Annotated in this window: 8 protein-coding genes; all 8 read right to left on the reverse strand. The window is 45.8% G+C overall.

Features of this window, described 5'->3' with window-relative positions; genetic code table 11:
* Positions 1-64: 64 nt before the first annotated feature.
* The gene (locus ABIC22_RS24185; protein ID WP_354484387.1) at positions 65-1,714 is read right to left on the reverse strand and encodes an extracellular solute-binding protein; all 1,650 of its coding nucleotides are present in this window, start codon (positions 1,712-1,714) and stop codon (positions 65-67) included.
* 23 nt (positions 1,715-1,737) lie between these two features.
* Positions 1,738-4,038, reverse strand: a complete 2,301-nt coding sequence (locus ABIC22_RS24190; protein ID WP_354484389.1) for a helix-turn-helix domain-containing protein — start codon at positions 4,036-4,038, stop codon at positions 1,738-1,740.
* A gap of 275 nt (positions 4,039-4,313) precedes the next feature.
* The gene (locus tag ABIC22_RS24195) at positions 4,314-5,435 is read right to left on the reverse strand and encodes a glycoside hydrolase family 88 protein (RefSeq protein ID WP_354484391.1); all 1,122 of its coding nucleotides are present in this window, start codon (positions 5,433-5,435) and stop codon (positions 4,314-4,316) included.
* A gap of 39 nt (positions 5,436-5,474) precedes the next feature.
* Complete coding sequence (locus tag ABIC22_RS24200; protein ID WP_354484393.1) at positions 5,475-6,356, reverse strand: carbohydrate ABC transporter permease; 882 nt, start codon at positions 6,354-6,356, stop codon at positions 5,475-5,477.
* Positions 6,357-6,366: 10 nt separating this feature from the next.
* Complete coding sequence (locus ABIC22_RS24205) at positions 6,367-7,290, reverse strand: ABC transporter permease (RefSeq protein ID WP_072732961.1); 924 nt, start codon at positions 7,288-7,290, stop codon at positions 6,367-6,369.
* 56 nt (positions 7,291-7,346) lie between these two features.
* Positions 7,347-8,972: an extracellular solute-binding protein gene (locus ABIC22_RS24210; RefSeq protein ID WP_354484395.1), complete on the reverse strand. Its 1,626-nt coding sequence runs from the start codon at positions 8,970-8,972 to the stop codon at positions 7,347-7,349.
* 321 nt (positions 8,973-9,293) lie between these two features.
* Positions 9,294-9,692 carry an RDD family protein gene (locus ABIC22_RS24215; protein WP_354484397.1) on the reverse strand — a complete coding sequence of 133 codons (399 nt, stop codon included), beginning with the start codon at positions 9,690-9,692 and terminating at the stop codon, positions 9,294-9,296.
* Positions 9,693-9,863: 171 nt separating this feature from the next.
* Positions 9,864-12,368: a WG repeat-containing protein gene (locus tag ABIC22_RS24220; RefSeq protein ID WP_354484399.1), complete on the reverse strand. Its 2,505-nt coding sequence runs from the start codon at positions 12,366-12,368 to the stop codon at positions 9,864-9,866.
* Between the last annotated feature and the right edge of the window lie 47 nt (positions 12,369-12,415).

Here is a 12,415-nt window from a genome sequence, read left to right on the forward strand (position 1 = left end):
CGAGGGAACGAAATTACATGAACAAAAACGACACTTCAATGCCCACTTTATACAATATAAGGATTTATTTAGAGGATACAGCGCGATTATATCGCTCTAACGCCTGCTGTTGAATCTCAATCGCACGATCAATCTGTAATGACTTAATTTGCTCGACATACGTATCGAAAGCATCTATCGGCTCAATGCCAAAAATGATTTTAAGCGACATCTCGTCCACCACTTTGTTCACTTCTTGCATGATGACTGACATCTCCGTGCTTTCTTTCTCGGTTTTGGGCAGGGTTGGTACCTGATGCAGAACAGCATCCGTGCTGGACCATAACTGCACCGCCTCTTTCTGTTCCGGTAAAATATAATATTGTTCCATATATCGCGTATCCTGGACAAATGGACCGAAATAACTCGCTCTCGTGTACATCGCAAGCGCTTGTGCTGGCGACCACTTATCAGGGTTTTTCAAAATAGTCTCGGTATACGTCGGATACCCGTCCTTCATCTTAAAACTAACACCTTCAATACCAAAGTTGAACAGCAAATGTCCCTCAGGCCCATACCCGTAGTCCAACATCCGTGCTGCTTCTTCTACATGATGACTGTTGCTGGATATGGCGACTCCACTGGAACCGATAGCGGGAGCAAGTTGACCAAATTTCGGGCGATCTCCTTTGTTCATGACAGGATATGGCGCTGGCACAAGCTTTGCTTGGGGATCCGTCTCCTGCAAGATGGGTAGCCATGTACCAATTCCCGCCCCTGCATTCCAGATACTCGCGCCGCTGCGTCCTGTGGTCATGTTTGTATCCTGAGTCTCCGAATCGACGGCAGCCAGATTCTTGTCAATGAGACCCTCCGCATACCATTCACGAAATAAGGATAGGAACGCCTTATATTCAGGTTCTTGTGCCCCAAACTTAATTTGGCCATCGTCCACGTAGAACCCCTTTTTAATGCCAAAAGCGCCAATAAAACCGCCACCTTCAATACCGAACAACGGATTCGGAACACCTAGAAAAGTAAGCGGGGCGTCAGCTCCCTTTTTGTCCTTAAATGCCTGAAGTATCGTATGCCATTCGTCAATCGTGGTTGGCACATCAAGTCCAAGTTCATCCAGCCAGTCCTTCCGGATAATCGGGCCTTGATAGGTTCGCAGCTTATCATCTCCTTGAATAAAAGGAAACGCGTAATAACTTCCGTTCGCTGTGCGAATCTGCATATCAATGTCTGGATGCTCGGTCAGGTACTGTTTCAGATGAGGTGCGTATTGATCAATAACATCGTTTAATCGCAGAATATATCCATCTTTGATCGCTTTCTCCGGCCCACCGGGATAATTGCTCCACTCGTATTCAATCATATCCGGCAGTTCTCCGGACGTAAGCAGCACATTAATCGCTTCTTTGGCCTGATTGGCGGGAGGCCGGATGAATTGAAGGTTGACTCCGGTTCTCCGCTGCCACTCCTGAAAAAAAGGAACTTCATTGAAGCTGGACTTAATGCTCGCTGCATTGCCATTCAATTCTGCCCAGTAGGTTAATTTCCCATCGTCATTGGGTGAAGCAATTGAGACGGTCTGGTAATCTGATGAGCCGGAACGTTCATCCAGCTTGGCATCCGAATCTGTCCCGTTCTGATCGCAAGCAGTCAGCATGCCAAGCAGTAGGATGAATCCTGTCAACTTTGCTATGAATGCCAACTTCCTCTTTACGTTCATGTTCCGGTCTCCTTTCAAATCAATCAACTGATTTCTTTATATTTACCTGGCGTAATGCCTTCGTATTTCTTGAATACCCGGATGAAAGTTGCTGCATCGTTATACCCGACCATTCGGGATATTTCTGTAATGGATTCCTGTTTATGTTCAATCATTTCTTTAGCCTGTCGGATACGGCACTTATGAATGCAGTCCAGCAGACCCTCACCAGTCTGATTCTTGAAGAGTTTGGACAAGTAACTGCCCTTCAGCTCAAAATGTTCACCAATGGCGTTGACGTTCAAATTCACGTCTGTATAGTTATTCTCAATATACTGCGTGACTTGGGTACTGAGATGACGCAGGGAATCCTCACGTTCTTGTGATACATTCGTTGCGCGTTTGTCAGCGGCATAGGAACATACCTCCTCAAGCAAGTTCTGCAATGCCTCCTGCATCTCCTGAATGGTATCCCCAGCAATAATGTCCTCAATCCGATGCGGGTATTGGGTTAGCGTATGGTTATCCCTGTCTCCCAGATCATTGATAGCCTTGATCATTGTACCTACAAGGTTAAAAATCAGGCAACGTGCAAGTGTGAGCGACATAATCGGTTTATCAAAATTTCGCTCTGTAATCTCGTTCATATAAGCGCTGGCTTGGTCGGTATCTCCCGCTTTGATGAAATTAAGAAGCTGCTGTTCCACCTGAAGCGGATAGTAGTAGCCAAACGGGTCATCCGCCATCGCATCGCTGCGGACATCGCCATAGGTAATGATACCTTTTTTGCCAAGCACCATTTTGTATTCCATCGCGTCTACAGCTTCTTGGTATGCTTCGGCGATACCAATCCATGACGTATGGCGTCCACTGATGGAGATCGTCAATTCCATATCATAACGTTCCAGGAATCGCTGCGCATCTGCCGCAATGTGATGAAGATCCTGGTTCCAATCCGAAGAATCCGCTTTCATATTTACAAGGCAGACCATCATATCATCGACTTCTGCCACATATCCGACGTGCTGACACTCTGAAGCCAGTTCTTCAACCACATTGGAAATAATGAGATGGATTAACTTGTTTCGTTCGTTGATATCAATACCCGGCAGTTTTCCATAGAGATTCTCTTCATTCTCAATAACAAATAAGATAACAGCAAATTCACTTGAATACAGCGGCATATGAAAGGAACGGAATGCATCTTCATAGGGCACGAGCGTATCCTGTTTGCCTTTGAGAAGCCGATTAATCATATTGGAGCGCAGCACCTGCTGATGTTTCTGCAGCTGCTGAGCAATCTCATTCTTTTCTGATCGTGTGTTCATAATGACCTTCTGAATAAATCGAAGTTCGTTCCGATCAGCGGGTTCGTTCTGCGAATTTTTGTCTTTGAGTGATTCCACGAGCTGCTGGATTGGAGAGTAATTCCGGCGCATGAAGAACCAGGTCAGTACACCCGCACTAATGAGACTCACCACGATGCTGATATACGTAAAATTGCGGACATATACTGCCTTTTCCCAATACAGGCTGCTGGGAATAATCAATGCGTACTTCAGATCGGATACCGCAGAGTCCATGTAGAACATCTCCGACTTGCCTACCTTCGCGTTATCCAACTGAACCTGATTGCCATTCATGAATGGCTTCAATTCCTCTGACCCGGGATGATTGCTCATCAGAATCTCGTTATACTGATTCAGAATCAACAGCGTGGCATCACTAAAACCTGAAATGCTCTCAATTGCTTCCTGGAATCTTCGCGTATCCGCCATGACAACAACCGTACCGGTCTCCTGACCATTCAAATCATCAGGCAGGCGTGTAATGTATGCAATGGAAGACTCCGCCGGAGCTGCATTCTGATGTGGCAGTATGACGAATTGATTCGTCTCTGTACCCAGAATCTGATCCCGCCACGTTTCGAAAGACATTGCACCTGTGTTATGTATAGTATGAAATGCCGTTCGCATATCCCGAATATTACCTGAACGGAGAATGGATTGATCTTTTTTCCACACGACGTAGAATTCATCGATGGATGCGTAGGATGTTTTATAGAGACGGAGTTCCTTTACCAGTTGGTATGCCGTATACGGCGCCTCTTTGGCCGGCTGATTGGAATACATCAGCGTTTGTAGATTTGGGCTCCACGTCATCTCCATGTTTAACCGCTTCATCAGATCAACTTGTGTATCGATCGTATATCGCATCTGCTTCAATAAAGAATCGTTGGCCCGATGTATTTCACTCTTCAATGTCTCATTTGCTTGCATGTAAATAACCAAACTGATCAGAATCGGCACAATCAAAACAGCACTGTAAGAGACAAGCCAGGTCACAATTATGCTTTCTCGTTTTTGCCACAAATATCGAATGTTTAGCAACAACTCATCACCCAACTCTTCGTAGATTATCGATGTTTGGATCAGGAATTTATTATAACGGTCAGAGCGCGATTGGGATATAGATAAAAAGTTCAATTCGATTGACAAAAAGGATAGCAACCACCGATTTCCCCCGTCAAATCAAGCACAAATAGCCCGAATAGACTACTTTCGTCTATCGGGCATTCGGTATCAAGTGGAGAATGTTTTTAAATATTCTTATACATTTTTTAGAAAATACGATGCTTCCAACCGTTTAATTTGGCACTCGCCTCGACGTAGAAATAGTCACCGTAAATGAGGGAGACGTTTACGTTCTGACCTGCCGGTTTATGACCGGTTCCCTCGAGAAGCATACCTTCGTGCTCAGGAAGATCCCATGTTCCATAATGATCCCGCAGGGAACTCAGGATACGTTTGGCAACGGTAGCATAGAGTCTGCCTTCCGGATCAGGAAGTACATCTACAAGCTCAAGCAATCCGGAAGCAGCAATGGCACCAGCGGAGCTGTCTCGTGGGATCTGCTCCCTTTCTTCGGGCTCAGCACGGAAATCCCAATGTGGAACGCTATCCTGAGGCAGGCTGGAAATGAAGAAGTTCGCCACACGCTGTGCAGCATCCAGATATGCCGGGTCCTCTGTATACCGATACGTATTCGTTAATCCATATAAAGCCCACGCCGCTCCCCGACTCCATGCCGAATCCGGCGCCGCTCCCTGACCCCCTATCGCTTCTGCCCGTTCACCTGTCTCGGGATCGAATCGAATGATGTGATGCACAGAACCATCTTCCCGCACAAATTGCTTCATGACCATATCCGCATGAGCTTTGGCGATATGACTGAAACGAGGATCTCCACTTTCCTCAGATGCCCAGAAAAGCAAGGACAGGTTCATCATGGTATCGATGATCGACCAGCCCAGCATATCTCCATTCCAAGCCCGGATGAAGCTGCCTTTGGTATTGAAGCGGCCAGCCAGGAAGTTGGCGGCAAATAAGGCACGCCTTGCGGCATCGGCATCTCCGGTGAGCTTGTATTTGATGACAGCCGTAGGCAGGAAATGAAAGCCCACATCGTGATCAAAGTAGTTGTTTTCTAAAAAACGTTCCGATAGTCTCTCATCCCAATTCCATGCAGCCTCTTTATATTTCTCATCACCCGTCATATCGTACACAATCCATAATATGCCCGGCCAGAACCCCGAGGTCCACCAATCGATTCTCATGTCGTCATAGATGCCATTTGCTCCAGCGACATGCGGAGACTTTTCACCTATGGCAGCAAGCATCTGATCGGCTTTACTTTTAATCTGATCCCATACTTCCTTGTTCACTTCATTTAATACGCTCATGTAACCTCATACCTCCTTACCGTTCTTTAATTCTCTAATCTAACCTTTCAATGAACCAACCATGACACCTTTCACGAAAAAGCGCTGCAAAAACGGATAGATGCACAGGATTGGTATCGTCGCTACCATAATCGTTGCATACTTGATGGTTTCCCCGATCTGGAAACGATCCCCAGCCGATGCACCGGCTGACATGCTCTCTGTAGAATTGGCGATCAGAATCTCACGCAGCACCAATTGCAATGGGAACAGTTCTCGGCTTTTGATAAATACAGATGCATAGAACCACCCGTTCCACTTATCGACCGCGTAATACAGAATCATCACGGCAATTACTGGCATGGACAACGGAATAACAATACGGAACAAAATGGTGAAGTGATTGGCTCCATCAATCTTGGCCGACTCTTCCAGGCTGTCCGGTATGCCCATAAATGACGTTCGCATGATAATCAGGTTAAACGTGCTGATGGCAAAAGGCAAAATGGTCGACCACAATGTATCTAACAGGCCAACGCCTTTTACGACCAGGTACAGTGGAATCAACCCGCCGCCAAAGAACATCGTGAACACGATAAAGAACATGAACACCTTGTTCCACATCACGTTTTTACGGGATAGCACATATGCACCAAGCGCAGTCATGAACAGGTTGACGATAACGCCGAACACAAGAATAAACAATGTATTACGGAAACCTGTGGCTATACCTGGATTGGCAAGTACACTCTTGTACGCTTCCAGACTAAAGCCGACCGGCTTCCACAGGAGACCTTTGTTTGCTAACAGCTGCGCCGAGTCACTTAAGGATGCGAATAACACGTAGAGCAGCGGATACAATGTGACGATGACGAGCAGGATTAGAAACGTATAATTGAAGATTGTAAAGATTCGGTCAAACCAACCGCTTTCCTTTATCAAAGTTACCACCTCACCATAAGCTGTTTTGACTCACTCTGCGGCTGATATAGTTCGCCGAAATCAGAAGAACGAGATTGATCACCGAGTTAAATAGACCAACTGCCGAGCTGTAACTCCATCCGAACTCCAACAATCCCTTTCGATATACGAAGGAGGAGATTACGTCAGCCGTTTCATAGGTCACCGGATTATAAAGGAGAATGATTTTCTCAAACCCGACATTCAGCATATTACCCATCCGGAGAATGAACATGATCGTAATAATAGGCAGCAATCCGGGTAGCGTAATGTGAAACATTTGCTTGAGACGGCTTGCTCCGTCTATCTTAGCCGCTTCATACTGCTCCAGGTCGATGCTCATCAACGCAGCAATATAGATAATGGATTCCCAACCGATCCGCTGCCATATTTCAGACAGAACATAGATCGGACGGAACAGCTCCGGCTTTTGCAGCATCGCCTGACCGTCATATCCAAGCATCATGATCAGGCGGTTGATTAGACCATCCGCGTTCGTGAAGTCTGTAATAATACCGCATATGACGACGAGAGAGATGAAATAAGGCATATACGTTATCGTCTGAACGACCCGCTTGAACGTGCGCTTGCGTACTTCGTTAATTAGCAGCGCCAGAATAATCGGTGCGGGGAATTCAAAGACCAGTGTGTACAAACTGATAAGAAGGGTGTTCTTCAGAACACGCAAGAAATAATAACTGTTGAAAAACTCTTCAAAGTGTTTCAGCCCAACCCAATCACTCCCCAAAATGCCCTTCATCGGAGAATAATCTTTAAAGGCAATAATTGCGCCGTACATCGGACCGTAATGAAATATTAAATAATATCCAATAACGGGAATCATCATGATGTATAAATATTTGTTCATCATGAAGTCCCGCACGAACCGGCTTCTAAAGGATTGACGATTGCTCATGATGTACCTTTTCACCTCTTTTCAATCGGGAGGGCTAGAGCCCTCCCCTTTTACAATTACCGGTTGTTGTAGCGTTCGAGTGCTGCTGTCTGGATTTCAATCGCTCGATCCAGATGTAACGATTTCATTTTCGCGACATAGCTCTCGAATTGATCCACTGGTTCGTTACCCAGAATGATCTTGATGGTCATCTCATCAACGAGGGTGTTGATATCGTTCATGATGGTCGCGTATTCGGAGCTTTCTTCAGGTGTAGGTGTGATTGAAGGCAGATTATATTTGGCAGCCTGTGTATTCTTCCATACATCAATGGCATCACGCTGAGTCTGTAATGCAAAGAACTGCTCGGCATAACGTTTGTCTTGAACGAATGGACCGTTATAGCTGCTGCGGGCATATAGTGAAATCGCTTGTGCAGGAGCGAGTTTATCCGGATTCTTCAGCAGCAAATCCGTGAATTTCGGATAATCTCCTTCCAAGTTATAGCTGACACCCTCTTCACCAAAGTTGAAGAACATGTGCCCTTCCTCACTGTAACCGTAATCCAGCATGCGAACGGCAAGTTCCGGGTCCTTGGCTGCTGTTGTGATGGCAACCGTACCTTCCGAGGCATATCCCTGGTTAAGCTGGCCGAATTTAGGAATATCCCCTTTTTTTAGCACTGGATATGGTGCGGCGACCAGAACGGCATCCGGATCATTTGCTTCTACGAGCGGCTGCCATTTGCCGATACCTCCGCCTGCGTTACCGACACTAGCGCCCGTAGCACCCGAAGCGAGGTTACCGTCAACGGATTTGGTATCCGCTGTTGAGATGTTTTTATCAATCAAACCTTCTTTGTACCATTCCTGGAATAACGTCAAGTATTCTTTAAAGCCTTCTTCCGCAGGACCAAATTTGATCTGTCCGTCTTCCTGATAGAATCCGCGGTTTACACCGAAGGCGCCAAGGAAAGCACCATTACCGGAATCGTTAAAGAATCGAGGCTTACTTACAACAGAGAACGGAGCGGATGCGCCTTTTTTCTCTTTAAAAGCTCTCAGGGTTGTAGTCCACTCATCAATCGTTTCCGGAACCGGTAGTCCCAGCTCATCCAGCCAATCCTTACGAATGATTGGACCCTGGAAGACACGAAGGTACTCATCTCCCCGAATGAACGGGAATACATAATAGCTGCCACTGTCCGTTTTGACCATCTTGTCGATGTCCGGATTGTCCTGCAGGTATTTCTTCAGATTCGGAGCATACTGGTCAATTAGATCATTCAGCTTGAGGATGTAACCATCATTGATGGCTTTCTCCGGTCCACCAGGGAAATCTCCAATAAAATTGTACTCCAGCATGTCTGGCAAATCCCCGGATGCCAGCATTACGTTAAAAGATTCTCTGACCTGACCTGTCGGTGGTGCCGTGAATTTGAGTGGCACGCCGGTTTTTTCCTGCCATTTTTGAAAGAATGGAATTTCGCTGTGCGAATTTTTGACCCCGATCAAGTTTCCGTTAATTTCACCCCAGTACGTAAGCGTCTTATCCGTTTGAATTGGATAGGTTGTTGCTTCCGTTGATCCGCTTGGTGTCCCTTTTTCAGCATCGCCCGTTTTACTGTCTCCGGACGAACACCCCAGGATCGTTGTACCTAATAACAGAATCATCAAACTCGTAGATAACACTTTTCTTCTCATGGACCTTATCCTCCACCTTTTGGAAATGTCTGTGCTCTACCTCAGAGTAAGGGAGAGCGCATTGTAGCGATATTCGCAAAAGATGAAATGACATTTTGATTTCGTCAGAACCAAATGATCATTTAGCCAAAACGATAGACGAATTCTCTATATAATCATCTGCAATGCCTTTAATTTGCAGTGTTGGCGCGGGTTTGTGACTGTACTTATGACAGCACAAAAAAACAGACGATGAACACTGTTCATCGTCTGTAACGTGGGTGAATATGAGTGGATTGGAATATAACGAATATATTACGCCAGGGCTCGCTTTCTCATTTTTTAGTCCCAGACAACTTCGGTACCTGCGATAAAATCATGTAAGGCACGTTTGTCTTCACGTACAGCAACCATGATGACACTTGCAATAAAACCAATGCCAAAAGTTATTCCATATACAAGTCCTGCAACAACTACTCTCATCAGCATGGTTACAATTCCAGGGGGCTCATGTGTATCGTATCTTTGAATTCGAATTCCGCAGATGCGTTTTCCTAAGGTTCTCCCATACCAGAAAGCGGGTAATAAAATGGAATATAATGCACTTAATATTTTCGCTATAGGTTCATCGTTGTCAAAGTTTCCTGTAATGAGCCCTGCGATAACCATCAACGGCAGCGCAATAATGATACCATCCAAAATACTTGCACCGAGCCTTATCCAAAAACCAGCTTTATACAAGATGTTTCCTCCAAACTAGTTCAAATTGATAAAACTCCTTTACCAGGACATCAATTCAATCTATGTGCTTAAATCTCCAGATAGTATAAATAAACGCTCCCTTAAATCATCAAATAAAAAAGAAGCCATAATTAGCATATGGCCTCACATATATACGCTATGAATTTAAAATTACATATGGAACGCTTTCCAGAACGAACCCTCGGTATTAATGATATCCCTAATCTGCACAAAAGGAATTGTAAACGTCGGAAATCCAGCTGCATAGGGAGCGATCTCATAAGGATTGAAATACAGATGCAGCGCGTCTGCCGTCACAAAAAATGGCTGATCCGGACTAATTCCTTCATAGGTATCCGGAAATACATATGAATACTGAGGATCATTTTTGATCTGATCTCCTACGATCTGGCTTAATACTTTCACGTAGTCACTATTCGGCTTAAACAAGTCCTTTAATTCATACAGCTGCCCGCTGCTTAGATTAATAATGGCATAGATCATCGTAGGCATACCGTGTGCAGCACCAAATGGATAGTTATATCCCGTAAGCTGCAGCTGAAGCAGCTGTTGCTGATAAAATGTAATATCAAAATCCCCTGTGTAGCTGTAATCCAGCTTTTGGTCTGGAGGAATCGGTTTGACTTGAGACAAGTTCCTCAATTTCAAATTAAGTGCCAGTTGTGCGGCCTGGTCAGTTAAACCTTCCACCTGCGGATAATAAACCAGATAATCGATATTGGGTTTATACTTCTCTTCACGAACACGGTAAGGTGGCTGAAGGGGAACGATCGTATTTTGCCGCCAGATGATCTGTCCGGCTCGATTGACATACAAAAGACGCTGATCAACGTTTGCTTTGATCAAATCGGGCGCTACGACTTCAAGTGTACCGGAACCTTCTACACGGGGATATCCTGGTGCTGGGCGTCCGCTCAGGTCAAGCAGAACCGTCTGTCTTCCATCCGATGCAGAAGCGAGCCCCCCTTTGTAATCGCCTACATCCCGGTAAATAAACTCTGTAAGTCTCCTGCCATTAGCATCTGCAATCGCATACAATGAGCCAATGAAAGGTTGCTCCGGATCGATTGCCTGCCCCAACGCAAAACGCTGCTCCCCTAAATCTCGGATATCATTGTAAGCCGGTTGAATGACAAAAGCTCCTTGCGTGTTAATGACACCATAAGTGGATTTATAGTCCTCTGCTGTATTCACAATCGCGTGCCCACCATTGAAAGGAAGTGCTGCAGTAAATTCAGGTTCAATTCGGACCTGACCTCGTTCATCGATATATCCGTATTTTCCGGGTGTCTCCTTCTGGAAAGCAAGTAAACCGTCTCCTAGCGGTCCTACATACGCGTAAGGGTATGTCGCCAGTCGGTTTCCATTACGATCTATGAGTGCGAACTCATTGTCTTTGATCTGAACAACGGCTTTTCCGTTGCTGAAATCGTAGGCTGAGACGAATTGTGCTCGGATCACCTCATTGCCAGCAGCGTCCAGGTAGCCGTAACGACTGACATCTCCACCTGCCTGACCTCCGGAAGTATCATAGAAAAGCGCTCGCCCATCCTTCATATTTGCGATAAAGGGATAAGCCCGTTTCGTGAGCACATGACCTTGTTCATCGATCATTTTAAAGCCTTGAGCGTCAATCACAATTGCCCGATCTTCTTCGAATGAATTAATGGAATCATATACAGGCTGAACAACATACTGGCCATTCAGATTAATCACACCAGCCTTGCCATCTTTCACAACTACAGCCAGGCCATTCGGCTGAAAATCACGAGCGTCATCAAGTACGGGTTCCAGCCGGATCCGACCCTGTGCATCCATATAGCCCCACCGGGTTCCCTGGATCGTTCTTACCGAAATGGGGAATAACCAGGTGATTTCACGTACATGACTACCTCCCATACTTTGTTTAATCTGCTTCTCCAATTCAAGCAGCGCTTCCCGCGATGGGTAAGGCTCGTTGAAACTTAGCGCTTTCTGAACTGAAATCAGAGCAGCCGGTAATAACCCGGCGCGATACTGCGCGTCGGCAAGATAATACCAGTAAAAGGTGTAGTCCGGATAATGATGAGTTAATTGTTCGTAGTACTGCACAACCTTGGGAAAGTAATACATGTATACGTCTGTGGCAGGTACCCATTTCCCATTTTGCCACCGGATAATATCAACCTGATAAGCCTCCCCGGTATCATGTGTCCAAAGGGCTATCTCCACTTTCCCATCTCTTCCATGCTGACCGGGCATATCAATAATCTCGGCATGACTGAAATATAGATCAGCTGGTGCTACGTCCGTTAACCCTGCTTCTGTCCATTCATATACAGCAAGTTTGGACCAGATGGAACCGAGCTGCCATCCGACAATAAGATTGTTTCTTGCCGTGGATGTTACAGGTGCAGCTGTCAGCAAGGTTGCGTTATACCCCAGTCCTTTGGTGACCGACATCTTCGTCCATTGTCCTTGCACAAATTTCAAAATCAACAAGGTTAATTCTCCATCCAGTTTATATACCGCAGCGATCTCCGGCATACCGTCTCCGGTCAGATCTGCCGCGTAGATGGCTGGATGTTCCACAGGTTTAAGTATAGTGACGACATTAGCGCCGGCCGGAAGTTGTTGTTTTACGATTTGAGTTAACAGTGGCTCGCTCATCGACATGTCTGTTTCCTCCCTTATGACCGCATTCGCCTAATGGTATGCGTCAT

Source organism: Paenibacillus sp. PvP094, from assembly GCF_040546835.1.
GTDB lineage: Bacteria > Bacillota > Bacilli > Paenibacillales > Paenibacillaceae > Paenibacillus > Paenibacillus illinoisensis.